Raw genomic sequence first — 24,759 nt, 5'->3', positions numbered from 1 at the left:
CTCTTCAATGCGACTGATCCGAGTTGCTGAGGGATCGCCAAAGGCTCATTCGTGGGCGATCCTGTGCCAATTGGCAGTGGCATGGAGTTGCCCAGGAATCGGGCGACAGCCGTATCGGCGATTGCCGCGTGAATTGCGTGGCGGTCAGTTCAGTTCGAGCATGGGGGCCAGGCAGTGGCGTGCGAAGGTGCGCGCTTGTTCGGTGCTGTCGAGTTCGATGACGGTTTGCGGGGTCAGTAGCAAGGACAGGGTGATGCGGATGTGGAGTTCGGCGACGGTCCGCAGATGTTGTTCGGTCTCCTCTGAAAGGGTTGCGTCACTATAGAGTTCGCGTTTCCAGAGGGTGAGGCAGAACTCGCGGAAGGCTTCGAGCAGGACGCCTGCCTCTGTGGTGAGGGCGGGCACGATGGCTTCCGGTTCGGTGTCGAGTCGCGGAGAACCTTCGAGCCCACGAAATCGAGGGAAATCACTGGGTCATCGCCCAGCGCCCGAAGGTCATCGCCGAACGGTTCATCAAGTTTGCCGACGAACTCGAAGGATGAACCTCAGCGGTGGTCGTGATCGTTGTCGTGCTGGTGATCGTCGGGCCCGATCTGGTCGTGATCGTCGTTGAATTCGCTGCAGTACGGATTATTGACATCCGGGTAGGTGCAGAGTCCGGAGTCGGGGTCCGGGGTGGGACTGTCCGGGTCGGCGGCGGCTACTCCGGCGGTGAAGATCGATCCCACAATGCAGGCCGCGAATATTGCTGCGGCCGGGCGTTTGGTCCGCATGAATGCCTCCTCGATTCGATCCAGTTGGCTGGCATATCGGGCATCTCTATCCAACATAGCTGATCATTCGCTGACTGGCGGCCGGGTTGTCGGCGGCTTGTTCCAGGGCTGCGCCTGCTACGTCGAGGTCGGGGATATGGCGGGCGAACCAGGCCGGGTGGTACCACATGCGTTCACCGGCACAGGCCATGATCGCGGGCACCAGTGTCAGCCGGACGATGAACGCGTCGATCGCTACGCCGATGCTCCACCTTCTCGAGCGTTTCCGTACCGACCTTGTTCTCGGCCACCGAGAATTGCACGCTTGTCATCGCGAAAGAGCCTCTCTCGGAGAGGGATACGGACGGTGGAGTACCTGGCGTTCGCCGCCCGGCGGCTGGCCTCCAGCCCGATTGTGATGCTGCTCGCGCACCAGGATCCGATCGGTCGAATGCTTCGCGGATACGCGGAAAAACATCTGACCGAACTCGTCGAGCGTTCGGCACCCGCACCGGCCGAGCCGACCATCGCGGCGCGGGCGTACGAATACCCCTCGCCTGCAGCGCCTCGCGGCGACCGCCGATCGGCATGACCGGAAATGGTTGCTGATCAAGGGCATGGCTTCGATCATCTGCCGATCGCTCATCGGATCCGAGCGGAACCTGGTAGATGCCCCCGAAATCATCGGACCGGTAGAGCACCCCGTCCGTGAATCCGGTGTCGCCGTGGCCATAGGTGACCTGGGTGGTGGAGTACGCGTCATTGCGGAGGGCACAGAACTGCCCGTCGCGGACGCGCCAGATCTGTCCGGTCACATGGGTGGTGACGAGTGGATCACCGGCGCTGTCCAATTCGAGCCCGTCCGGCATGGCGAACGTGTCGATCAGGTCCGAGCGGATCCATTGCTCCGGGTGTTGCGGATCGGCGACCGGTATCCGGTAGAGCACGGGCTTCATCCAGGTTTCGATCGCGTAGACGTACCGTCCGTCGGCCGAAACCTGGATTCCGTTCGGCTTTTCCACAGTGGCTCACTCTGGATCGACCACGCCGTCCGGCGACACCGTCCGATCCCGGTGCCCATGTACTTCGTGGTGTAGACCGAGCCATCGGGTGCCAGCGTCAGGCCGTCGACTCCGGCCAGACCCTCCGCGTAGGTCGACACGGCACCGCTGTCCGGATCAACGAGGAATATCCGCCCGCCATCGCCGGGGTGTCGACGAAGGTCTGATCCGGACCCGCTTCGAAACAGGTTGGGGCCCAAGGAAAACTAACGGCAGGTCCCGGACATGGATCGACCCCAGCCATGCCTTGGCTGGGGTCGTGTGGGTTATTCGATGCCGAGGGTGACTTCGGTGGATTTGATGAGGACCTTGACGGGGGTGCCGTCGGCCAATCCGAGGTCATCAACGGCGTCGCGGGTGATGGAGGAGGTGATCTCGTCACCGCCATTGAGCCGGATCTTCACGACAGCCATTGCCTCGCCGCGAGTGATCGAGGTGACGGTGCCGTCGAGTTGGTTGCGGGTGCTCAGTCGCATGGGGGCGAGTTTACGCAGCGCGGTGTCCAATGTGTGGGATGCGCGAGATGGCTTTGACGCGTCGCCAGAGTGAAGAGTTCGCCGATGCCGCAGAGCTGGACGAGGCGCTCGACCGGGCTCGTGCCGAGTTGGCATCCGATCCGAATAGCGTTCCGCAGGAATGGATCTCGTACGCGGTGCACCCGGATGAGGTCGAGTTCTGGCAGGGCGATCCGCAACGTAGGCATCAGCGGCTGCACTACGAGGTAAGCGCAGGCGGATGGTCTCGAACTCGGCTGTGGCCCTGACGGGCGCAGTATCGCAATCGCTGAGCGGTTGCCTGTTTGGATCTGCGTGACTGTAATGCTCGCCGCGCCGCACGCGGGGTGGTTCGATCCGAACGATCGTCAGGATCGAGCGAAAGGCCCCCGATATGAGCATCGATTACGCAATTGACACCGAGACCGCCGTGCGGGTGGTCAAGCTCGGTGCCCATATCGGCGCACAGATCGACGGGGTCCGGCTGGGTGGTGACCTGGACGCGGAGACCGTGGCCACCCTCCGCGCGGCGCTCAACGAGCACAAGGTGATCTTCTTCCGTGGTCAGCACCACCTGACTGAGGACGGGCAGTACGAGTTCGCGCAGCTGCTCGGCAACCCGACCACCCCGCACCCGACCCTCAGCTCTGCGGGTGCGAAGAGCTTGGCCATCGATTCCCAGCACGGCCGCTCGAATACCTGGCACACCGATGTCACCTTCGTCGATCGGGTGCCGAAAGCATCGATCCTGCGCGCGGTCTCACTGCCCAGCTATGGCGGCTCGACCACCTGGGCCTCGACCGTCGCCGCCTACAACGCGCTACCGGAACCGCTCAAGCGGCTGGCCGAGAATCTGCGCGCGCGGCACACCAATCTGTACGACTACGCGGCCGAGGACCGCCCGGAGGAGAACTTCCGGGCCTACCGCCGCGAGTTCGAGTCCACGTATTTCGAGACCGAGCACCCCGTGGTGCATGTGCACCCGGAGACCGGTGAACGTGCGCTGCTGCTGGGCTGCTTCGTGAAAGAGATCGTCGGCGTCTCCAGAAGCGAGTCGCAGGCGCTGTTCCACCTGTTCCAGGATCGGGTGACGCGGCTGGAGCACACCGCCCGCTGGAACTGGTCGCTGGGCGATGTCGCGATCTGGGACAACCACGCCACCCAGCACTACGCCATCGACGACTACGACGGCGCCGAACACCGCAGGCTGACCCGCATCACGCTGGCCGGTGACATTCCCGTCGGCGTCGACGGCACGCCGAGCACCGTAATCGCAGGTAACGCCGAGTCCTACTCGTCGGTCGATCGACTGCCGGGAGCGGCATAACGCATCCCTTCTGCCGGATGCCCCGCGCGCCTTTCCGGAGCCGAGCGCACCGCAACGAATAGGCTTTTACGGCTCGCGCAGACAAGTACCGACCGGACTTCGGCTGACGATGGGAATCCCCGTGGACTTATGGAGCTATATCCGAGGGCGGGAAGGATTTCTGGCATTCCTCACCTATCAGCATGCGTCCCTGGCATTTCAGACGGTCTTGGTCGGGACTGTGGTCGCGATCCTCGTCGCAGTGGCGGTCTATCGGCTCCCGCTGTTATCCGCGCTCACGCTGACGTCGAGCCGGGTCGCGCTGACGATTCCCTCGCTGGCGCTGCTGGCATTGCTGCTGGTGCCCTTCGGACTGGGTGTGGTCCCGTCGTTCATCATGCTGGCCTTCTTCGCGGCTCTGCCGGTGATCGGTAATGCGATCGTGGGCTTGCGGTCGGTGCCGGCCTCGGTCATCGAATCCGCACAGGGCATCGGCTTTTCGCGCTCGCGCATTCTGCTGACCGTCGAATTGCCTATGGCCTGGCCGGTGATTCTCACCGGCATCAGGGTGTCCACGCAGATGATTGTCGGCGTTGCCGCCATTGTCGCCTATGTCCTCGGACCGGGTCTCGGATCGCTGATTTTCAACGGCCTGTCCCGGCTCGGCGGCGCGAACGCCCTCGAAATGGCGCTCACTGGCACCATTCTCATCGTCTTCATCGCGCTGGTGTTCGACGCGCTCCTCGTCCTGCTCGGCCGCCTCACAATCGCAAAGGGACTGTCATGACCGATGCCGTGACCAGCCGGACCACTCCGGAACGCAATGTGACCGGCGCGTCCATCAAGCTGGACTCGGTGGTCAAACGCTACCGGGGTCAGAACACGCCGGCGGTGGAGAGCCTGGACCTCGAGATCGAGGCAGGCCAGATCGTCGCGTTTGTCGGGCCGTCCGGCTGTGGCAAGACGACGACCCTCAAGATGATCAACCGGTTGATCGAGCCGACCGAAGGCCGAATCTTCATCGACGGTCGCGATGTCACCAGGGAGGATCCCGACAAGCTGCGGCAATCGATCGGCTATGTCATCCAGTCCGGTGGCCTGTTCCCGCACTGGTCGGTCGCGAAGAACATCGGCGCCATCCCGCGGGTGCTCGGCTGGGACAAGAAGCGGATTGCCGAGCGCACCGAATATCTGCTCGATCTGGTCGGTCTCGACCCTGGCACCTTCGCCGACCGGCTGCCGAAGGATATGTCCGGTGGACAGCAGCAGCGAGTCGGCGTGGCCCGCGCGCTCGCGGCCGACCCACCGGTCCTGCTCATGGACGAGCCGTTCGGCGCTGTCGATCCGATCACGCGGGTTCGCCTGCAGGACAGTCTGATTGCGATCCAGCACGAACTCGGCAAGACCGTCGTGATCGTCACGCACGATTTCGAGGAAGCCACCAAACTCGGCGACAAGGTCCTCATCCTGTCCGAAGGCGGTCACGTCGAGCAGTACGCGGCGCCGGAGGAAATTCTCACCGATCCGGCCACGCCGTTCGTGGAGGAGTTTGTCGGATCCGGCGCGAAGCTGGCGTATCTGACCGTGTCCCGGGTGCGGGATGTCGACTGCGACGCCGTGACCACCGCGCGAATCGGCGAGCCGTCGCAGAGCGTGATCGCACGCGCGAAGGCCGCCGGGCACACCTGGATCGTGGTCGTCGACGCGGCCGGGCGGCCGCGGTCGTGGCCGTCGCTCACCGAGGTCGCGAGCAAACCCGAGGTGTCCGACTACCTCGATCGGCGATTGCCGGTGGTCGCACGGTCGTCGACGCTCAATGACGCGCTCGATGCCATGCTTGCCGCCAGCCAGGGCGCCACGCTTGTCACCGACGGCCGCGGTGCGGTGGTCGGATCGCTCAATATCGGCTCGGTGACGGAGGTGATCCAGACCAAACTCGCCGAGGGGCGCGCCGCCGAGGAAGCCCTGTCGTACGCGACGTATGTCGATGGCACCGATCCCGCGCCGACCCCGGTGATCGCCGCCGCGGACGAACCCGGCGCCGACGACGAACTCGAATCGGCGGAGCAGTCATGAATCGCCTGCGCCGCACTCCGATCGACGTGTGGTTCGAGCCGATCATCATCCTGGTAATCGGCATCGGCTACTTCCTCTGGTACCGGTCGACGACGTTCACACCGACGGAGCAGGCCTCGCTCGGGTGGGCGAACCTGCAGCACACCATCTTCGAGCACATCAAGCTGACCGTGGTGGCCACGCTGATCGTGGTTGTCGTCGCGATTCCACTGGGCATCGTGCTGACTCGGCCCGCCTTGACGCGGCTCGAGCCCATTGCCGTCAATATCGCCAATATCGGCCAGGCGGCGCCCGCGGTCGGCTTGCTCGTCCTGTTCACCTTCTGGCTGGGCACCGGATTCCGCACCGCGGTCATCGGTCTCGTCATCTACGCGATCCTGCCGATTCTGCAGAACACGATCGTCGGGCTGCGGCAGGTGGATCAGCGCACAATCGAGGCGTCGCGCGGTATCGGCTTTTCGGCCGCCCGGACGCTGTTCCAGGTCGAGTTGCCGCTGGCGGTGCCGGTGATCCTGAACGGTGTGCGCACGGCGCTGGTCATTCTGGTCGGTACCGCGACGCTGAGTACCTTCATCGGCGCGACGAGTCTCGGCACGCTGATCACCACGGGCGTCACGCTCTTCCTGCCCAGGCTGCTCGTCTCCGGCGCGATCCTGGTCGGATTGCTGGCCTTGATCATCGACTGGCTCGGCAGAATCGTCGAAGTGGCAGCTACCCCAAGGGGTATCGCATGAGGCCGCCGCGGTCTCGGCTGGCCACTGTGGTTTCCGTGCTCGCCGTGACGATGCTCGCGGGATGCGGTCTGGTGAGCTCGTCCGGAACGTTCCATCATGCGCGGCTGCCCGGCGGTGAGCAGCCGCTGGACGGTGCGAAGCTGGTTGTCACCTCGAAGAGCTTTACCGAGGGTGTGCTGCTGGGCAAGATCACCGCGACGTACCTGTCCGCGGCCGGCGCCGACGTCAAGGATCTGACCGGGGCGCCCGGTTCGGCATCGTCTCGGCAGGCTCAACTCAACGGCGACGCCGACATTCTCTGGGAGTACACCGGCACCGGCTGGGTCAATTACCACAATGAGACCGAGACGATCGCGGACCCGAAGGAACTCTGGCAGCGTGTGCACGACATCGAGAAGAAAGACCACAATCTGGAGTGGCTGCCGCCGTCCAATTTCAATGACACCTATGCGTTCGCTGCCTCGACGCCGACCGCCGAACACTTGAAGGTGAAGTCTCTCTCCGATGTGGCTGCGCTTCCGGTCGCCGATCGGACCTTCTGCGTCGATGACGAATTCTTCAGTCGCTCGGACGGTTTCATTCCGATGCTGAAGAAGTACGGGATTCCCTACAACGATCCGAACGGGGTTCCGTCCGGCAATGTCACGCGTATGGACGCCGGCGTCATCTACCCGGCGACGGCCAAGAGCTCCCCGTGCAATTTCGGCATGGTCTACACCACCGACGGCCGGGTCAAGAATCTGAATCTGGCTGTCCTGGACGATGACAAGAAGTTCTTCCTGCCCTACAGCGGTACGGCGGTGGTGCGCGGCGCCGTTATCGACCGCTATCCGGAGCTTCGGACGCTGCTCGGGACGATCTCCGAGCGCCTCACCGATCAGCTGATGCGGGAACTCAACGGTCGTGTCGACATCGATGGACAGGATCCCTCCGATGTCGCCTATGACTGGCTGAAGAGCGAAAAGCTGGTCGAGTAAGCAGGATTCGCGATGGGCCGCACGGTCACAACCGAGTGATCGTGACCAGCCACGCCTGGATGGTGTTCGGCTCGATGAGGATGTCGATGACGGCCTCCGTGAACGAGTCGATGTGCCAGCCATCGGTGAAGGCGGATTCGATATCGGTGCGGCTGAGCCGATATGGGCCCCAGGTGCCCGGTTGGCGGTCGCTGAAACCGAGCAGGAAGTAGCGGCCGCCGGGACGGACGACGGAGGCGACGCTCTCGGCGAATGCGCCGCGAATCTCGGGGTCGAAGGTGTGGAACAACCCGCAGTCGAGCACCGTGTCGAAGGTTTCGCCGAGGTCGGCGAGCATCAGGGCGTCGTAGCAGAGGAAACGTACCTTCAGTCCGCGTTCGCGAGCCTTGCGTTCGGCGGTCTCGATCGCCAGCGGCGACTGATCGATTCCCACCGCGTCGAGGCCGACCCGTGCGGCCATCAGGGCGTGCTCGCCTGTGCCGCAACCGATATCGAGCACCCGCCCGTGCAGCCCGCCCTCCTCGGCGAGGGTGGCGAAGGCGGTTTGCGGTCGGCCGATATCCCACGGCGGCGTGGTCTCGTAGGAGTCGCCGAGGTGGACCGGTCGCCGGAATTCCGGTGGGGGTTCATTGCTGGGAGTGGACATCGTGATCTCCTCCTTCGGACGGTTCAACGTCGGCACCATTCTGCTCCTTGCCGGTCCAGCTCTCGTCGGCGTTGCGGATTCGAAGCGTGTCCACAGCCACTGATGAGCGTGAACCCATGCTGGTGAGGTAAGAACGGCACATGCTGCGGTTCTTCCTGATCGGTTTTCTGGCGACGGCCACCATTGCGGTGGGTGTGGCCGCGTCCATCGGCTCGTGGGCGTGGTGGGTGCTGGTGGTGTTGCTGGCGGCGCTGCTTGTTGTCGGCGTCTACGACGTCATTCAGACGCGGCACTCGATTCTTCGGAACTATCCGGTGCTCGGGCATATGCGGTTTCTGCTGGAGAGCCTGCGGCCGGAACTGCAGCAGTACTTCATCGAACGCAATTTCGACGGCCGGCCCTACGATCGCGATACCCGCACCATGATCTACGAGCGGGCCAAGGGAATTCACGGTGAACTGTCCTTCGGCACCGAACGCGATATCGAGGAGGTCGGCTACGAGTACCTGGTGCATTCGATCGCGCCGGTCCCGGAGCCTGCCGAGCCGCCGCGGGTGCTGATCGGCGGGCCGGACTGCACGCGGCCGTATTCCATATCGCTGCTCAATGTTTCGGCCATGAGCTTCGGTGCGCTGTCGGCCAATGCGCTGCGCGCGCTGAATCGGGGTGCGGCGCTGGGTGATTTCGCGCACGATACCGGTGAGGGCGGATTGACGCCCTATCACCTCGAGGGCGGCGGAGATCTGGTGTGGGAGATCGGATCCGGCTATTTCGGCACCCGAACCAGCGAGGGGCGATTCGATCCGGTGCGCTTCACCGAGCAGGTCGCGCACGAGCAGATCAAGGCGGTGTCGATCAAGCTCAGCCAGGGTGCGAAGCCCGGTATCGGCGGAGTTCTGCCCGCGGCGAAGGTCAGTGCGGAGATCGCGGAGTTCAGAGGCGTTCCGGCACACGAGAAATGCATCAGCCCGTCCGCGCACTCCGCGTTCTCGACACCGCGTGAGCTCATTCGATTCGTTGCTCAGCTGCGGGAGCTCTCGGGCGGTAAGCCGATCGGCTTCAAGCTGTGTGTCGGCTCGCGGATCGAGGTGCTGGCGATCTGCAAGGCCATGATCACCGAGGGCACCGCGCCCGACTTCATTATTGTCGACGGAGCCGAAGGCGGCACCGCCGCAGCACCTTTGGAGTATGAGGACCATGTCGGGCTGCCGCTGACCGACGGGCTGATGATCGTGCACAATGCCCTCGTCGGGACCGGCCTGCGCGACAAGATCAAGATCGGTGCGAGCGGCAAGGTGGCCGTCGGCAACGACATTGTCAAACGACTCATCCAGGGCGCGGATTTCACCAGCGCGGCCCGCGCCATGATGATGGCGATCGGCTGCATTCAAGCCCAGCGCTGCCACACCAATCTGTGCCCGGTCGGCGTCGCCACCCAGGACCCCCGGCGCGCCCGCGCCCTCGACGTCCCCGACAAGAGTGAGCGCGTATTCAAGTATCACCAGGCCACCGTCGCCCAAGCTGTTCAGATCATGGCTTCCATGGGAATTTCCGACCTCAGTGAGCTCACCCCGCAGCTGCTCCGGAAGAAAGTATCTCCCACCGAACAGCGCTCGTTCGCCGAACTCTACGAATGGCTTGTTCCGGAGCAGTTGGTGAAGGAGCCGCCGGCCAACTGGGCCGGCGACTGGGCGGCAGCCGACCCGGATTCCTTCCGCCCGCGAGTCGCGGTGATCTGAACGTCAGCCGATCGACTGCTCTGCAGTCAGCTGTGGCAATTCCCATGCGCCGGAGACGATCTCGCTGATGTCGACCGTCTCCGGCGTGCAGCGCACAGTGCCGAGATTGTAGATTTCCTGCACGCCGGGCTGAATGGTGTCCAGGGCGAGTAGGTGCGCGCGGGCCAGATCGGTGAGGTCGAGGTAGTCGTGCGGGCCGGTGTCGTCGGCGGGGCAGTCACTGTCGAAGTCGAAGTACCGCAGGCTGATCGCACCGAGCCCGCCGACTCGGCAGTAGGCCGCGATCGCACTATCGATCGCCAGCTTGTTGGCCTCGTAGCCCGTGCAGATCGAAGAGAACACCAATTTCGACACTTCTGCCTCGGCCATAGCGTCCAATAGCGCCAGTTCGGCGCGAGTGCTGTTGTCCCACCGCCATTCCGGATGCGCCATGGATTCCGCGCCCGTGACCAGCCCGGCGAAATGGAACACAGCCTCGAAACCGGCTCCGGGAGTGAGGATTTCCGCAGGGGTCTGCCCGCCGTCATTTCGGGACAGATCGGCTATCACGCCGACCTCGTGCCCAGCGTCCAGCAGCATCCGCGCGACAGTCGTACCAACGACTCCCGCGCCCCCGGTGACCAGCAGTTTCATATCAGATCTGCACTCTCATCCCTCGAGGTTCGGCCGAACTCCCACATGCGCCGGATCACTGTATCGAGTAGTCGGGGATTCGCCGAGGTTCCTCAGCAGCAGCCGAGTTGGCGGGCGAGTCGAGCCGGATCTGCCCGGCACGAAGCCCCCAGGCCGGCTGCCTGAGGGCTTCGCGCTACGTCATGAACTCAGTCGCAGACCTTCACCGCATCGGCCTTATTGTCCGCCCAGGACGACAGATTCCCCCGCGAACTGTCCGCGATGGATGCGAGCAACTGCCAGCGTTCGCCCGTCCAGTTGTACACCCCCACAGTCCGTCCGGTCCGGTTCCAATACGACGTCAACCGATCCCCGACCCCGCCATTACCGATATCGTGCAGCACACAATTCGAATCGACCTGCACGATCATGCTGCCCGTCCCGTCGGACCCATCCCAGCCGCAGAACACTCCGCCCGGACAGTCGTACCCCGGTGTCGCGGACGCCGGAGCCGCCGAAATCGTAGTAACGGCAGCCCCTGCCACAACCGTGCCGACCGTCAGCGCGGCCGCCGCGGCAATCGGCCCCAGCCGCCGCGCGATCCTGGCCCGGTAGGTGATTGTCATGGTGATTCCCCTCTTCCCATTCGGTATCAGCCACTTTCACGGCTGGACATCAACCTGCGCGAGCTCACCAACAACCCACTAACGACCCACTAGTCAGCCAGATCAAGGGCAGTCAGGATGTCTTCGGCTGGTCGGGATCGATACCGGGCTGTACCAAGCGGAATGGGGAGTTTGCTCGTTCCATGACCCGCGGCTGGAAATGCCCTTCGATCTCGTGGGTGGCGATGGTGCCGGTGAGGATCAGGGTTCGGTCGCCTTCCCACCGGTAGCGGATTGTGGTGGGTGAGTCGGAAAGTCGCTGGCGGATGAGGAGCGCTTGTTCCTTCAGCTCCAGAGCCCACACGGTGGTGGCGCCGGAGGGGGATTGGGTGACGAAGCTCAGGTAGTCGGGGCGGTCGGTGATCGCGACGTTCGCCCATGGCCTCGGCTCCCGGCCTGTCATGGCCGCGGGAACACCGTCGACGGTGAATGACGTCGCCTCCCATTCACCATCGAGGGCTGAGCGCGGGGAATGGATATCGATGACGGCGATTACGGCGATGACTGCTATCAGTGCCGAATGTGCCACCACCGTCACGAATCCGAGGGAGGACGCACCGGCCCTGACGGATCTGGTTCCCGGCGCCGACCACAGTTGCCTCGGCGGGAGCGGCGTGCTGTTGGTGAGAACGCGCATCACATTCGGCCAGCACGGAGCAGTGATGGCGATTGCTGTGGCCAGCAATGCGCCCGAGAGGATTTTCACCGGTACGTCGTAACAGAGGTTGAGCAGAAATACCTGTGCCATAGCCACAATGGCCAACATGCCGCCGGCGAGCCACGTTCGTTTCCATAGCAGCAATACGCCCGCGGTGATTTCGGCGAGGCCGGTGGCAATCGAATACACATCCGATGCGCCCATGAAGGACCACAAGGTGTCTTTCAGCCCGAGATCGCCCACCAAGGGAAGCTGATGCGCCGGCTGTGTCATGTAGCCCATTTGTATGGGTATCGCTTTCGCCAGACCATAGGCGATCAGCTCGACAACTAGACCTATACGGGCGATCTCGAAGAGGGCCCGCCCCCAACTCCGGTAGTCGGTATTCCTGCGATCGAGGACACTCCACAGGGCCGCCGCCGCTATCCCGAAGACGAGGCATCCGACCAGAGCGCACCAGTCCGACAGGGTACCGCCGCTGTTCGTCGTATCCATAGCCACGCCACGCCGGCGCATCAGGATGCTTCCGACCTGCGCGAGGCCGGACCTGAACGGCTGGAGCAGTCCGTTCAGGGCCACGAAATTGCCGTACACGAATACGACGAGTACGGAACCGCCGATCGTGAACAATGACCGGAATCCTATTGTGCCGAGGCGTGTCCAGGGTTCTTGGATCGGAACATGCTGTCGCTCAGTAGAATTCGAGTCCAGCGTCGAGGATGGCATGTCCAGGACGTTAGCATCGCGCAATACGGTGCGGATATCGCTCGCATTGCTCATTCGCCGTCATCCCTCCGGCGTATCGGCGGTCGGAAAGAATCCTCCTTTTTTTGCGAGGCAGAGGCCGCGAGTCAGTTGACGTCGCCGCCGCCAGCGTCCTGGAGCGGCACACAGGGAGGTTCGTGCTGCCACCGTCTCCGGTTTGGTGCAATCGGGAGGGGTGATGCGATCTGTTATGTAGCGGAATCGGCTGCGCGGCTGACCGCGCGGATCGTCTTGGTCCGAATGGGAAGGTCGAATTCTCCGTCCGCGGTCTCCAGCCTGCTGTGGAGGTAGGTGCGGATCCGATCGAGCAGTTCGGTGCGCTGCTCACGGGGAATGACGACCGTGTGCGAGTGTGTACCTATTGTGGCAGTGAGGGATTCGGCGGTGCGCCGGTGTGTATGCGTGAAATCGGACTGCTCGAAGTCCGTGAACAAAGGATGCGCGGGCAGCTTGCCGTCCTCATCGGGCGGCGGGAGCGATACGTCGGATCGGGAGACCCTTTTCAGCCCGGCGACCCATTCGACCCGGTCGTCCTCGATATTCCAGAATGCGGCGAACACCCCGTCGGCGCGCAGCACCCGGGCGATCTCCGGAAATGCCCGCGCCTGATCGAACCAGTGCAGCGCCTGTCCGGCGACCACCGCGTCAACGGACCCGTCCGGCAGCGGAATCGCCTCTGCCGCACCGGCAAGCGCCGTCACACCGGGAAACCGCCGCACGAGTTCGGCGCGCATCCCGTCATCGGGTTCGACGGCGATCACCTGAGCGCCGAGCGATATCAAGCCCTCGGTGAGTTTGCCGGTACCGGCACCCAGATCCAGTACCACCGGCGACTCTTTTCCGCCCAGCGGCGCCAACGCCCACTCGATACTCGCGGCGGGATAGTCCGGCCGATGCTCCGCATACGCGGCGGCCGCTGCCCCGAACGAGGCTGCCCGCCGCGCGTGAATATCGTCCTGCTCAGTTGTCCGATTGGTCGAATCTCCGATGTTCCACACGGCCACGACGCTACCGCTTGGGCGTCCGCCACGAAATTGCTGTCCGGGGAGGAACGGAGCTCAACGACGGCGTGAGCGAAAGAGGTTGCGCCACAGCGGTGCGGGGGCGGTGGCGGGGGTTTCGGCGGGTGGGCCGGGGCGGGAGGTGCCGCGGCGGATGAATGCGGGGCGGATATGGGGGTCGGGGGGATCGTAGGAGCGGTGGAAGGTGGGGGTGAGGCTGGCCGAGAGTGGGGGATTGATCCAGGTCCAGTCGGTGGGGCAGGAGCGGCCGGCAATGTGTTCGCGGTCGACGTGGTCGAGGAACTGGCGGGCTACGGTGTGGTGATCGACCAGGTGGACGCGGGACTGCCGGTAGCTGTGCAGGATTGCGCGGCTCAGTTCCACCAGCGCCTGGTCGCGCCAGAGGGTGCGCTCGGTGCTGCGGTCCAGGCCCATCTCATCGGCGATTGCCGGGAGCATGTCGTAGCGGTCGCTGTCGCCGAGATTGCGGCCGATCTCCGAGGAGACGTACCAGCCGTTGAACGGCGCAAAGGCGTAGGTGAGGCCGCCGATTTCGAGGTCCATGTTCGAAACTGCGGGTACCGCATGCCATTTGAGGCCGAGGTCGGCGAACCAGGAGAACTCGGGGTGCCGCAGCGGCACTTCGAGGACGAACTCGGGCGGCACATCGAAGCACTGGATGGCGCCGCTGGGCGTGCGAATCAGCAAGGGCAGCACATCGAATCGTCCACCCGGTGCGCGCCAGCCGAGTTCCCGGGCGAGATCGGTCAACTCGACATTGGCCGGATCGCCGACGATGCCGTCACCGACGCGGTATCCCGCGTATCGGATGAACTGCGAGTTCAGGATTCGGAATCCGCGCCCCTCCGCATCGGCGGGCGGGCCGATCGTGATCACCGAGCGGACCGCGCCGCCATTGGTGGCGCGGCGCAGATGCTCCAAGCACGCGGCGGCCAGCTCGGCGGCCGTCTCCGCGTCGCGCGCATCGACGACTTCCAGTGCGCGCCACTGTCTTCGGCCCACGCACCGATCGTGATTGCGCCACGCCAGCTTCGTGCCGATGCTCAGTTCCTCGAGCGTGTGGTGGTACGACCCGGTCCTGCGCAGCTGTCGCACTGCGGCGCCGCCGCGCTGGGCGGGCAGATGCGCAATTTCGGGTAGGGCGAAAAACTGTGTGCACTCCGTCTCGCGGTCCTCGGCAGAGGCGGCGCGAACGTCGAGCACCTGATGAGCTGGTGAGTTGCGGTAGGGGCACCCAGGATCGACCTCGTCGGCAAGCTGAGGGTCCGTAACCGCGGTGGGGATCATCATTTAGTTGTTGCCTCCGTGGGTTGTGCCAGTGGCTGCCCGCATTTGTGTGGCAGTCCTCTTCACATCCCCCCTTCCCGTGGACCAATATCGCACGATCACGCCCGGTGTTTGCTCGAAATCGCCCACAAGAACAGGAATCTGGTTCGAGAACGATCATCAACACCGCCAGCCGGTTGTCGGCAACCTCGAATAGATCAACCGGATCCTCGATCTTCACGGCCGGCGAGCGGGTCGAACAGGCATTCGCACTTCCGGCACTTCCGGTGGAAAAGTAGCCTTGCGTTCCGCGCATACGGCAATATGATGCACATCGTGACGAATTTGCGGATCAGTGAGGCGGCCGCGCTGCTGGGCGTCAGCGATGACACCGTGCGCCGCTGGATCGAGCAGGGGCGACTGGCCGAAGTCCGACTGGACAGCGGCCGCAAGGGCGTGCGCGGTGCGGATCTGGCCGAAATCCTGCGCAGCTCCTCCGACCCGCACGTCCCGGGCCCCGCGGTGGCGGTCTCGGCGCGCAACCGGATGCGCGGCATCGTGACCCGCATTGTGAAGGACACGGTCATGGCGCAGGTCGAGATGCAGGCCGGGCCGTTCCGCCTGGTATCGCTGCTGAGCCGGGAATCGGTCGACGAACTCGGGCTGGAGGTGGGCAGCATCGCTGTCGCCTCGGTCAAATCCACCCATGTCGTGGTCGAGATACCAGAAAGTTGATGAGGATGAAGACAATTCGCACGCTCACGCTGACTGCCGCAGCGCTGACCGTCACGGCGGGGCTGGTCGGGTGCAGCTCCGATGACAATTCGAGCAAGCCCGCCGCCGGCCAGATCTCCGGCACGGTCACGGTCTTCGCGGCCGCGTCGCTGACCGATACCTTCAACCAGCTCGGCCACGATTTCGAAGCAGCGCATCCGGGCGTGAAGGTCGTCTTCAGCTACGGCGGCAGCTCCGCGCTGGCCCAGCAGCTCAACCAGGGTGCGCCCGCGGACGTCTTCGCTTCGGCGGCTCCGGCGAATATGAAGCAGGTCGTGGACACCGGCGAGATCACCGCCCCGCAGGCGACGTTCGTCAGCAACCGGTTGGAAATCGCTGTGCCCAAGGGCAATCCGGGCCATATCAGCGGACTGGCCGACTTCGGCAAGGCCGGATCGCGCACCGCGCTGTGCGCCGAACAGGTGCCTTGTGGCGCCGCCGCCAAGCAGGTCTTCCAGATCGCGGGCATCACGCCGCAGCCCGTCACCCGTGAGCAGGATGTGAAAGCCGCACTCACCAAGGTGACCCTCGATGAGGTGGATGCCGCGCTGGTCTACCGCACCGATGTGCAGGGCGCCGGTGACAAGGTGCAGGGCATCGACTTCCCCGAATCGGCCAAGGCGATCAATACCTACCCGATCGCACCGCTGGCCAAGGCGCCCAATGCCGCTGCGGCCGCGGCCTTCGTCGATTACGTCAAGGGCGATCAGGCGAAGAAGGTCTTCGCCGCCGCCGGATTCGACACCCCGTGACGGTCGTGACCACCGTCGAGGGACTGCGGTGAGCGGAGCCTCGGCACGACGGCGGGCAGTACGGGAACGACGACCGGTCATCCTGGTACTGCCCGCCGTATGCGCGCTGGCCTTCCTCCTCGTGCCGCTCCTCGGCCTCCTGGTCCGCGCGCCCTGGCGGACCATGCCCGAGCGGCTCTTCAGTGCGGAAGTCGGTCAAGCCCTGCGGCTTTCGCTCCTCTGCGCGACCCTGGCGACGGGTATCTGCCTGGTGCTCGGGGTTCCGCTGGCCTGGCTGCTGGCGCGGGCGGAATTGCCTGGACGCGGGCTGATTCGCGCGCTGGTCACGGTGCCACTGGTGCTGCCGCCGGTGGTCGGCGGTGTGGCCTTGCTGCTGGTGCTCGGCCGCCGCGGATTGGTCGGCCAGTACGCCTACGACTGGTTCGGAGTCGCGCTGCCGTTCACCACCGCCGGTGTGGTGGTGGCAGAGGCGTTTGTGGCCATGCCTTTCCTGGTGATCTCCGTGGAAGGTGCACTGCGAGCTGCGGATACGCGCTACGAGGACGCGGCCGCCACGCTCGGCGCTTCCCCCTGGTACACCTTCCGCAGAGTCACGCTGCCCTCGGTCATGCCGGGCGTGGTCGCCGGCACCGTGCTGTGCTGGGCGCGGGCCCTGGGCGAATTCGGCGCGACCATCACCTTCGCGGGCAACTTTCCCGGGAAGACCACGACCATGCCCTTGGCGGTGTACCTCGCGCTCGAAACCGATCCCGATGCGGCGATCGTGCTGAGTCTGGTGCTGCTGGTCGTGTCGGTGGTTGTACTGGTCTCGCTGCGGGAGCGCTGGATTCGAGGTCCGGTATGACACTGCACGCCGAATTGCATTTCGACCGGCCACAATTCCGCCTGGACATCAGCATCACCTCCGCACCCGGCGAGGTGATCGCACTGCTCGGCCCCAATGGCGCCGGCAAGACCACCGCGCTGCGCACCCTGTCCGGGCTCACCCCGCTCACCGGCGGCGAGATCACCCTGGGCGACGCGGTCTGGGATGCGCCACCGGCGGTCTTCGTGCCCGCCGAACGGCGGCAGGTCGGCGTGGTCTTCCAGGATTACCTGCTGTTTCAACATCTTTCGGCCTTGGACAATGTCGCATTCGGGCTGCGGGCCCGCGGTATGCGCCGCGCCGCGGCCCGCGCCCGCGCGGCCACCTGGCTCGACCGTGTCGGCCTGCACGACCACGCGAAGTCGACGCCGCGCTCGCTGTCCGGTGGGCAGGCGCAGCGCGTCGCGCTGGCTCGCGCCCTGGCCACCGAACCGCAACTGCTGCTGCTCGATGAACCCCTTGCCGCCCTGGACGCGAGCACCCGGATGCAGGTGCGCGCGGATCTGGCCCATCATCTGCGGGACTATTCGGGCCATACGGTACTGGTCACCCACGATCCCCTGGACGCCATGGTGCTGGCCGATCGGCTCATCATCCTCGAAGACGGCGCGATCATCCAGGAGGGCACACCCGCCGATATCGCGCGCCGCCCACGATCGGACTATGTCGCGAACCTGGTCGGGCTCAACCTGTTTCGCGGAACCGCCGACGGCGCCGTGGTCGCGATCGACAGCGGCGGCACCCTCACCGGCACCGAACCCGCGGCTGGCCGCGTATTCCTGGCCTTCCCGCCCACCGCAGTCGGTCTGCACCTCGAACAGCCCGCCGGTAGCGCGCGCAACGTCTGGCCGGTGACCGTTACCGGCTTCGAGCAGCACGGCAATACGACCCGCGTCCAACTCGAGGGCGCACCCCCGGTTCTGGCCGACATCACTCCTGCCGCGGTAGCCGACCTCGGACTGCAGCCGGGCATGCAACTGTGGGCCGCCGTCAAAGCCACCGAGATCCACACCTACCCGGCTTGAGACCCCGCCGCCGGCCAACCGGCATCGGCCTGCAGCAGCTGTGGCGGAGTGGTCTGCAGATACCAGATCCAGCCGGGGAAGCGCGTGTGGTCCATGCGGAAGCCCTGGATATCGACCGCATATTTCACGCCGGTGGCCGCATCGTGCAGGTGCACCTCGGTCGGGCCGTCCGAGTAGACGGGGTCGGCGGCCGCCCATGCCTCCCGGAATTCCGCGAAAGTAGCCAAGCCGGAAAGCAATTCAGCGAAATCGCTGTCCGATCGCAAGCTACCCGCGGCGCCGCGTAACCAGCCCACAATGTGTATGAGCATGCCGTTCCAGTCCGCGACAACCTGCCTCGCCACCGGGTTGCCCAGGTACCATCGCAGGAAGTTGCCCTCTTCCTCAATTCCCTTGAACGCCTTCGTAAATGCGTCGTTGCAAGCCAGCACATTGAGACGGATGTCGAAATAGCAGGCGATGCGCGGTTCGGAGAGCGCGAGGTTACGGCGAATATCGTCGGTGATGGTCTCGCGCAACTCGGCAACCGCGGGGATCGAATCGATCCCGACGCCTGCCAGATCCAGGCAGTGCCGTCGCTCGGCATAGGTCAGCATATAGACCCGATCGAGGGATTTGAGCAGGGCGATAATGACCGATCGTCCGGGGTGATCGCGGTGGCCGCGTTCGAGATGCGCCAGATAGCTGGCGCTCACCCCGCTGGCGAAGGCGAGTGACTCCCGGGAGATCCGCCGGGCTTCACGCAGACGCCGCAGGGTGTCGCCGAGCCGGGGCGGAGGGCAATGCAACAAAGTCGTCTCCGAGCTTAGTGGTGGATAGTGGCGGCGTTCCCCCAGCCCGGCCGCGCTCGATGAGCGCACCACAACCTGACCTCAGTATTTCGCGAACACTGGGACCGCACTTCATCCGCAGCGGGTGAAAAGCACGGTTGAATTCTCAGATCAGGCCGGTGCGACGGGCACGCTCGAGAGCATCGACCCGCGTATTCGCTCCCAGCTTCGTATAGATACCGCGCAGATGGGTCTTCACGGTATTGATCGAAACACCGAGATCATTCGCGATGTGCTGCGTCGTGCGGCCCGAGGGCAGCAATCGCAGCACGGTCACCTCGGCGGTGGTCAGCGTGGGATGCTCGGTGCTCCGCGGCGCCTTGGGATGGCGGCGAACGAAATCGGCGAAGACGTCATGACGGCCCAGTTGCCCCGCGAGCGAATCGAGCAGCCGAATGGCTTGGGGCACATCGAGAAACGGCCGCACAAGTTTTTCGCGAGCTGCGATCCGGAGCGCGTTCTCCATCCCTTCGCGCGCTTTGAGCGGCTGCTCGGGATGGGATACCGCGAAGAGCAGCCAGGCGAATATCGCATTTGTCGGGTGAATGGTGTCGGAGTTGTCGATCAGCGGACGTACCAGGGCGCGGGTGGCCGCCGGACTGTTCGCCGCGTGGGTGAGTGCGGCGCGGGCGATCATGATATCGGCGGTATCGCCGAGCGTGCGGCGGGCGCGCTCGACAAGTAGTCGCGCCGTATGCGGTTCGTGCACCCGCAGCAGCGCCCACACCACCGGGGGCACCAATCCGCTGCTCATCATCGGCACGGCCTGCTTGTCGAGCAGCTCGAGCATGCTGTGGCGCAGGGCATCGGCGGCTGCGGATTTGTCCGCCGCCCGCTCGAAGGTCAGCAATTGACCCACGACATGGGCATGCCAGCCCGCGGCCGGAACGGATGAGCCGTCCTGTCGCGAATGCACGGTCAGCGCTGCGTCCACCTGCGCGGGATCGGGCCATTCGCCCTGCAGGTAGGCGGCCAGCGCCGACATGGTGAGCGAGAGTGTCGTATCCGGGTTGTCGGGCACGGCGTGTTCGGCGGCAATGGCCAGCGCCCGATCGGCACGCTCCCGCATGGCGGTGATCCCGCCCGCGAGACCGGCCGCGGTCGCAAGCCGGGTGACTGCCTGCACCGCCAGACGCGCGCGCCCGGAGTGCTCGGCGACCGCGAGCGCCGAATGCAGCAGCTCCGCACCACGCGTGATATCGCCTCGGACGAAGGCCGCCATGGCGAGCTGATTGGTTGCGTAGCAATCGATATCGGCATTGCCGGTGGTCTGCAACGGCTCCCGCATCGCGATACCGCAGACCGCTCTCCCGGCCATTACCGCGGCACCGGCGGCGGTGGCAACGGTCAGCAGTTCGATCCACGAGGCCGGGACGAACGACACTCGCCTCGCCTGCCGCATCCGCGCCACCTCGAGGATCGGAAGTGCGTCGGCCGCATCGCCGTACAGCAGAGCGTTCATCGCGCACAGCAACCAGATGTACGGGTCGTCCGCGAGATCCGGTCGCAGACTGTGCAGCGCCGCAAACAAGCCGCAGCCGCGTCCCTCGAGCACCAGCTCGAGGGCGGCATCGATGAGGAAGCGCTGCAGATGGGTTTCGCCCGGGCCGGCCAGCAGATGCGGCAGGGCCGCGAGCGGCTGATCGGCATGACGCAACCACGCCGCGGTCCGGACATGCAGATCGCGCAGAGTCTCGATGCCCAGACGATTGGCTTCGGTACGCAGATACGAGCGCAGCATCGGGTGATAGCTGAACCAGAGTTCGTCACCGCGCAGTTCATGCGTGAGCGGGAAATTGATGCGATCGAGCTCGTACATGCGATGCGCGGCGCCACCGCCGGCCAGTTCGTCGGCGAGCTGTTCGGTGAAGGAATCCGGAATGCTGGTGTAGGTCAAGAACAATCGCAGCTCCGGCGACAATGTCTCGATGAGTTCGCGCACCAGGAAATCGGAGACGGCCTGCGACGGACGCGCGAGCGCCGTCAGTGCGGCGGCCCGATTCCGGCCGTGGCCCGCGAGATGAATGGCCGAAATGCGAACCAGCGCAGGCCATCCGCGCGTCAGGTTCGCGACGGTGCGCACTTCGTCGACGGTGAGCGAGGGGAGGTGCTGACGGCATACCTGCGCCACCTGCTCGTGTGACATCGCCAGCAGTCCGGCGGGCATTCGGGTGAGCTGTCCGGCGAGCTCGAAATTGTGCCAGCGCACCGGGGGATCGAAGCGGCCCGCCACGATCGCGGTGACAGTGTTCGGTGCGTGCGTCAGGAAGTACTCGAGGCCGGCCAGTGCGACCGGGTCGGTGAGCAGATGAGCATCGTCGATCACCAGAACGACGGGTGTGGGCCGCTCGCTGAGGGCGTCGAGGAGATGGATGGCCTCCGCGAGCGGTGCGGCATTTCCCGGACGAGGCGTCTCGGGGACGGCCAGTCGCGTACGCAAGGTGCTCCACAGCAGCCGCGACTGCCCGCTCACCTGGCTCACTGTCAGCCAGGCCACCTCGACACCACTCGCCCGCCGGCGCATCCAATCGGTAAGGAGGATGGTCTTGCCGCTACCGCCGGCTGCGCAAATCAGCAGCACACGTGTATGCGGGTCCGAGGCGGCCCTGTCTATCCGGTCGAGCAGGACCGGCCGATCGATGGGCTGAAAGGACAGGCGGGGAAGTCCCGCAGTGGGCCTGCCCAACCCCTTCATGGCAGCTAGTGGCACTGATCGTGGTGGAGTGCTCACCGCGCCTCCTTCACCGTTTCGAACTGACTAGTCGGCACTTCAATTGAGAAGTTACCGCATGGAAACATGGCCAGATACCAAGTGCTGAGAGGTAGCGGTAACCGTTCCGGCAAACTTCTGGGCAATGGTCCCGGTTGTGAAATCTGCTTGGTTCTCGCTGGTCACAGTCATTCCCTTGCGGGGACATGCGCTGCCCGAGTCGAATTCACCCGTGTTGGGTGAGGTGCGAACTGGACGATCGACCGAGACTCGGCACGCCAGCGACGGCCGCGGCCGTCCGGAACAGACCGATCAGCAGTGAGGCACGTCATGAACTCCAGAGATCACCCGCGCCGGGTGATGTGGTGGCCCGCAAGTATCGGAAGCATCGGTGGAAATTGCGCCCCAACTGTGCAGGGAGTGAATATGTCTTTGGATTACAGCGATCGGACCGATTTTGATGATGCGGAGCGTGGGTTCATTACCGCGTTGTCGCCCGCGGTGATCAAGGCCGCGGACGGGAAGGTCATCTGGGACGGGGACGCGTACAGCTTCCTGGACGGGGACTGCCCTCCCACTGCGAATCCGAGCCTGTGGCGGCAGGGGCAGTTGTCGAACAAGCAGGGTTTGTTCGAGGTAGCCGAAGGCATCTACCAGGTCCGCAACCTTGATCTGTCGAATATGACGATCATCGAGGGTGATACCGGTGTCATCATCATCGATCCGCTGATCTCCGCCGAAACCGCTGCTGTCGGGTTGGCGTTGTATCACTCCCATCGTGGGGAGCGCCCGGTGACGGGTTTGATCTACACCCATTCCCATGGTGATCACTTCGGTGGCGCCCGTGGTGTCCTGCCGCACGGGCACGCCCCCGTCCCGGTGATCGCCCCGTCCGGGTTCTTGGAGCATGCGGTCAGTGAGAACGTCTTCGCGGGCACCGCGATGACGAGGCGTGCGGCGTTCATGTACGGGGCAAACCTGCCGAAGGGCCCTGACGCGCAGATCGGTTGCGGTCTGGGCATGACGACCTCGACCGGCACGATCACGCTGATTCCGCCGACGGTGGACATCACCCGTACCGGTCAGGAGGAAACCGTCGATGGTGTGCGCATTGTCTTCCAGTTGACTCCGGGTACGGAAGCACCGTCGGAGATGAATTTCTTGTTCCCGGATCGTCGGGCGATGTGTATGGCCGAGAACGTGACCCACAATATGCACAACATCCTCACATTGCGTGGTGCGGTGGTGCGTGATTCGCGGATCTGGGCCCGCTATTTGGATGAGGCGATCGCGATGTTCGCCGACAAGATCGACGTGTCCTTCGCGTCCCATCATTGGCCGGTGTGGGGCCGGGACCGGTTCGTAGACCTGCTGGCCGGGCAGCGGGACATGTACGCGTACCTGCATGATCAGACGTTGCGGATGTTGAACAACGGTTTGACCGGGCCGGAGATCGCTGAGGTGATGGAATTGCCTGCGGCGCTGGGGGATCGGTGGGCCAATCGCGGGTACTACGGGTCGGTCAGCCATAATGTGAAGGCCATCTACCAGCGGTACATGGGCTGGTTCGACGGCAACCCGGCGCATCTGTGGGAGCACCCGCCGGTGGAGCAGGCCAAACGCTATGTGGTCGATTACGGCGGTGTGGAGGCGGTCATCGCGAAGGCGCAGGGGTATATCGAGAGTGGTGATGTGCGTTTCGCGGCAACGCTTCTCAATCACGCGATCTTCGCTGAACCCACCAACTCGGCGGCGAAGGAAGCCCTTGCGGGGGTGTATGACCGGTTGGGCCGGGGTGCGGAGAACGGTCCATGGCGTAATTTCTATCTGACCGGTGCGCTGGAGTTGCGTAAGGGTGTCATTCCCACTTCGATCGATACCTCGAATCCGGAGATGGCGATGGCGTTGACGGTGGAGATGATCATCGATTCGATGGCGGTGCGGGTGAACGGCCCGAAGGCGGCCGCGTCGGGGTTCCTGATGGATTGGAAGATGACCGACGAGGATCAGGTGGTGCGCCTGACATTGTCCAATGGTGCTCTCACACACCGGATCGCGACCGCGGATGCCCCGCATCACGGGGCTGCGAATCTGGCATTGTCGTTGACCAAACCGCAGTTGCTGGGTGTGCTCGCGGGCAAGGGTCTCGACGGTGTCGGTGTGGAGGGTGACCCTTCGGTGCTGGTGACTCTCGCGGGTTTGCTCGATACCCCGGACACCGATTTCGCCATCGTCACCCCCTGACAAAACCGGATCGCGGCGATCGAAAATCGATTGCCGCGATCAGTTCTGCATACGGGTCAGCAGCGGAATGGTGAGGTCGTCGATAATGTCGCGGACGAATCCTTTGTCGACCGTTCCGTTGCGCATGGCGACTCGATAGAACATCATGGCGGGGAAGATGTCTCTGACGTTCTCCCAGCCCTGGGTGCGTGAGATCTCGCCGCGCGCATGGGCATTGGCGAGAATGGTGGCGAAGGCGTCGTGTCGGGGGCGGTCGACGGCCTCATCGACCGCGTGCCGGATGGTCGCGTCCCTGGCCATTGCGGTGGCCATGCCCGCCATGACACCGTCCCGCAGTGGATTTCGCGCCATGAATATCTCGGCGAGTGCGAAGAGGTCGTTGCGCAGAGCGCCGGTATCGGGTGCGGCAACATCCCATTCGAATGCCCGGATGGCATCGATCACCAAGTCGGACTTGGTTTTCCAGCGTCGATAGACCGTGGCTTTACCGGCTCCGATACGGGCGGCGACCGCTTCGATGGTCACCTTGTCGTAGCCGACCTCGGCGAGCAATTCCTGAGCGGCTCTGATGAGGTCGAGATCGCGCTGTGGGTCGCGTTTGCGACCGGCGCGCTGTTCGGCCGCATCGGTCGTCGGCTGGTCCCCTTCTGGTGCGGTGCCCATACTCCTACCCTATTGCGAGACGATACGGCTTCGTATCATTCGGGTGGGCCGTGTTCCCACAGATTCGGGCGCAGTACTTCGTGAACGACACTCCGAACTGCTCTGGATGGCAGCCTGTCGCTG

At 64.5% G+C, this 24,759-nt stretch carries 27 protein-coding genes; 14 read left to right on the top strand and 13 right to left on the bottom strand.

Annotation, left to right across the window (positions count from 1 at the left end; genetic code table 11):
- Positions 1-144 precede the first annotated feature (144 nt).
- The 3 genes from JWN03_RS15370 to JWN03_RS15360 all read right to left on the bottom strand — a co-directional run bounded on the left by JWN03_RS15370 (position 145) and on the right by JWN03_RS15360 (position 975).
- Positions 145-405, bottom strand: a complete 261-nt coding sequence (locus tag JWN03_RS15370; RefSeq protein ID WP_297614970.1) for a hypothetical protein — start codon at positions 403-405, stop codon at positions 145-147.
- 140 nt (positions 406-545) lie between these two features.
- A complete protein-coding gene (locus JWN03_RS15365; protein ID WP_297614968.1) occupies positions 546-773 on the bottom strand; it encodes a hypothetical protein in 228 nt (75 codons plus the stop codon).
- 46 nt (positions 774-819) lie between these two features.
- On the bottom strand, positions 820-975 hold the full coding sequence (locus JWN03_RS15360) for a hypothetical protein (RefSeq protein WP_297614966.1): 156 nt from the start codon (positions 973-975) through the stop codon (positions 820-822).
- A gap of 144 nt (positions 976-1,119) precedes the next feature.
- Here JWN03_RS15360 and JWN03_RS15355 point away from each other — a divergent pair, with 144 nt between their 5' ends.
- Both JWN03_RS15355 and JWN03_RS15350 read left to right on the top strand, forming a co-directional pair.
- Entirely contained in the window at positions 1,120-1,344 is a 225-nt protein-coding gene (locus tag JWN03_RS15355; RefSeq protein ID WP_297614964.1) for a hypothetical protein, read from the top strand.
- A 25-nt stretch (positions 1,345-1,369) separates the two neighbouring features.
- Positions 1,370-1,849 (top strand): hypothetical protein, encoded by a 480-nt coding sequence (locus JWN03_RS15350; protein ID WP_297614963.1) that lies wholly within the window; start codon positions 1,370-1,372, stop codon positions 1,847-1,849.
- A gap of 230 nt (positions 1,850-2,079) precedes the next feature.
- Here the strand turns inward: JWN03_RS15350 and JWN03_RS15345 are convergent, their stop codons facing one another.
- On the bottom strand, positions 2,080-2,289 hold the full coding sequence (locus JWN03_RS15345; RefSeq protein WP_297614961.1) for a TOBE domain-containing protein: 210 nt from the start codon (positions 2,287-2,289) through the stop codon (positions 2,080-2,082).
- Positions 2,290-2,336: 47 nt separating this feature from the next.
- Between JWN03_RS15345 and JWN03_RS15340 the strand changes: the two genes are divergently transcribed.
- From JWN03_RS15340 to JWN03_RS15315, 6 genes are all read left to right on the top strand, one after another.
- Positions 2,337-2,576, top strand: a complete 240-nt coding sequence (locus JWN03_RS15340; RefSeq protein ID WP_297614959.1) for a pyridoxine 5'-phosphate oxidase C-terminal domain-containing protein — start codon at positions 2,337-2,339, stop codon at positions 2,574-2,576.
- A 125-nt stretch (positions 2,577-2,701) separates the two neighbouring features.
- On the top strand, positions 2,702-3,634 hold the full coding sequence (locus JWN03_RS15335) for a TauD/TfdA dioxygenase family protein (RefSeq protein WP_297614957.1): 933 nt from the start codon (positions 2,702-2,704) through the stop codon (positions 3,632-3,634).
- A 109-nt stretch (positions 3,635-3,743) separates the two neighbouring features.
- Positions 3,744-4,400: an ABC transporter permease gene (locus JWN03_RS15330; protein ID WP_297614955.1), complete on the top strand. Its 657-nt coding sequence runs from the start codon at positions 3,744-3,746 to the stop codon at positions 4,398-4,400.
- Positions 4,397-5,689, top strand: coding sequence for an ATP-binding cassette domain-containing protein (locus JWN03_RS15325; protein ID WP_297614953.1), 1,293 nt, complete (start codon positions 4,397-4,399; stop codon positions 5,687-5,689). The genes JWN03_RS15330 and JWN03_RS15325 overlap by 4 nt, the downstream gene beginning before the upstream one ends.
- Entirely contained in the window at positions 5,686-6,423 is a 738-nt protein-coding gene (locus tag JWN03_RS15320; protein WP_297614951.1) for an ABC transporter permease, read from the top strand. The genes JWN03_RS15325 and JWN03_RS15320 overlap by 4 nt, the downstream gene beginning before the upstream one ends.
- Positions 6,420-7,400 (top strand): glycine betaine ABC transporter substrate-binding protein, encoded by a 981-nt coding sequence (locus JWN03_RS15315; protein ID WP_297614949.1) that lies wholly within the window; start codon positions 6,420-6,422, stop codon positions 7,398-7,400. Before JWN03_RS15320 ends, JWN03_RS15315 begins: the two co-directional genes overlap by 4 nt.
- A gap of 25 nt (positions 7,401-7,425) precedes the next feature.
- On the opposite strand, the gene JWN03_RS15310 is transcribed toward JWN03_RS15315, so the two are convergent.
- Positions 7,426-8,046 carry a class I SAM-dependent methyltransferase gene (locus JWN03_RS15310; protein WP_297614948.1) on the bottom strand — a complete coding sequence of 207 codons (621 nt, stop codon included), beginning with the start codon at positions 8,044-8,046 and terminating at the stop codon, positions 7,426-7,428.
- Between the two features lie 140 nt (positions 8,047-8,186).
- Between JWN03_RS15310 and JWN03_RS15305 the strand changes: the two genes are divergently transcribed.
- Positions 8,187-9,785 carry an FMN-binding glutamate synthase family protein gene (locus tag JWN03_RS15305; RefSeq protein ID WP_297614946.1) on the top strand — a complete coding sequence of 533 codons (1,599 nt, stop codon included), beginning with the start codon at positions 8,187-8,189 and terminating at the stop codon, positions 9,783-9,785.
- 3 nt (positions 9,786-9,788) lie between these two features.
- Here JWN03_RS15305 and JWN03_RS15300 read toward each other — a convergent pair whose 3' ends face one another.
- The 5 genes from JWN03_RS15300 to JWN03_RS15280 all read right to left on the bottom strand — a co-directional run bounded on the left by JWN03_RS15300 (position 9,789) and on the right by JWN03_RS15280 (position 14,797).
- The gene (locus JWN03_RS15300; protein WP_297614944.1) at positions 9,789-10,418 is read right to left on the bottom strand and encodes an NAD-dependent epimerase/dehydratase family protein; all 630 of its coding nucleotides are present in this window, start codon (positions 10,416-10,418) and stop codon (positions 9,789-9,791) included.
- Between the two features lie 188 nt (positions 10,419-10,606).
- Positions 10,607-11,023, bottom strand: coding sequence for a peptidase inhibitor family I36 protein (locus JWN03_RS15295; protein ID WP_297614942.1), 417 nt, complete (start codon positions 11,021-11,023; stop codon positions 10,607-10,609).
- A 112-nt stretch (positions 11,024-11,135) separates the two neighbouring features.
- Positions 11,136-12,350, bottom strand: a complete 1,215-nt coding sequence (locus JWN03_RS15290) for a hypothetical protein (RefSeq protein WP_297614940.1) — start codon at positions 12,348-12,350, stop codon at positions 11,136-11,138.
- 323 nt (positions 12,351-12,673) lie between these two features.
- On the bottom strand, positions 12,674-13,483 hold the full coding sequence (locus tag JWN03_RS15285) for a class I SAM-dependent methyltransferase (protein ID WP_297614938.1): 810 nt from the start codon (positions 13,481-13,483) through the stop codon (positions 12,674-12,676).
- A gap of 60 nt (positions 13,484-13,543) precedes the next feature.
- Complete coding sequence (locus JWN03_RS15280; protein ID WP_297614936.1) at positions 13,544-14,797, bottom strand: nitric oxide synthase oxygenase; 1,254 nt, start codon at positions 14,795-14,797, stop codon at positions 13,544-13,546.
- Positions 14,798-15,109: 312 nt separating this feature from the next.
- Here JWN03_RS15280 and JWN03_RS15275 point away from each other — a divergent pair, with 312 nt between their 5' ends.
- The 4 genes from JWN03_RS15275 to JWN03_RS15260 are packed head-to-tail and all read left to right on the top strand — an operon-like array spanning position 15,110 to position 18,189.
- The gene (locus JWN03_RS15275; protein ID WP_297614934.1) at positions 15,110-15,508 is read left to right on the top strand and encodes a TOBE domain-containing protein; all 399 of its coding nucleotides are present in this window, start codon (positions 15,110-15,112) and stop codon (positions 15,506-15,508) included.
- Between the two features lie 5 nt (positions 15,509-15,513).
- Positions 15,514-16,299 (top strand): molybdate ABC transporter substrate-binding protein, encoded by a 786-nt coding sequence (gene modA, locus JWN03_RS15270; RefSeq protein ID WP_297614932.1) that lies wholly within the window; start codon positions 15,514-15,516, stop codon positions 16,297-16,299.
- Between the two features lie 28 nt (positions 16,300-16,327).
- Positions 16,328-17,143, top strand: a complete 816-nt coding sequence (gene modB / locus JWN03_RS15265) for a molybdate ABC transporter permease subunit (RefSeq protein WP_297614930.1) — start codon at positions 16,328-16,330, stop codon at positions 17,141-17,143.
- Positions 17,140-18,189: an ABC transporter ATP-binding protein gene (locus tag JWN03_RS15260; RefSeq protein WP_297614928.1), complete on the top strand. Its 1,050-nt coding sequence runs from the start codon at positions 17,140-17,142 to the stop codon at positions 18,187-18,189. The genes modB and JWN03_RS15260 overlap by 4 nt, the downstream gene beginning before the upstream one ends.
- Here the strand turns inward: JWN03_RS15260 and JWN03_RS15255 are convergent.
- Together JWN03_RS15255 and JWN03_RS15250 are read right to left on the bottom strand one after the other, a co-directional pair.
- Positions 18,177-18,980 (bottom strand): MmyB family transcriptional regulator, encoded by an 804-nt coding sequence (locus JWN03_RS15255; RefSeq protein WP_297614926.1) that lies wholly within the window; start codon positions 18,978-18,980, stop codon positions 18,177-18,179. The two genes, JWN03_RS15260 and JWN03_RS15255, sit on opposite strands and share 13 nt — an antisense overlap.
- Positions 18,981-19,125: 145 nt before the next feature.
- Positions 19,126-21,750: a LuxR C-terminal-related transcriptional regulator gene (locus tag JWN03_RS15250; protein WP_297614924.1), complete on the bottom strand. Its 2,625-nt coding sequence runs from the start codon at positions 21,748-21,750 to the stop codon at positions 19,126-19,128.
- A gap of 405 nt (positions 21,751-22,155) precedes the next feature.
- On the opposite strand from JWN03_RS15250, the gene JWN03_RS15245 reads away from it, so the two are divergent.
- Positions 22,156-23,973 (top strand): alkyl/aryl-sulfatase, encoded by a 1,818-nt coding sequence (locus JWN03_RS15245; RefSeq protein WP_297614922.1) that lies wholly within the window; start codon positions 22,156-22,158, stop codon positions 23,971-23,973.
- Between the two features lie 39 nt (positions 23,974-24,012).
- Here the strand turns inward: JWN03_RS15245 and JWN03_RS15240 are convergent, their stop codons facing one another.
- The gene (locus JWN03_RS15240; protein ID WP_297614920.1) at positions 24,013-24,636 is read right to left on the bottom strand and encodes a TetR/AcrR family transcriptional regulator; all 624 of its coding nucleotides are present in this window, start codon (positions 24,634-24,636) and stop codon (positions 24,013-24,015) included.
- Between the last annotated feature and the right edge of the window lie 123 nt (positions 24,637-24,759).

This window comes from Nocardia sp. (assembly GCF_025465275.1).
In the GTDB taxonomy this organism is placed as follows: Bacteria; Actinomycetota; Actinomycetes; order Mycobacteriales; family Mycobacteriaceae; genus Nocardia.
This window is presented reverse-complemented; position numbering and strand designations above follow the sequence as displayed.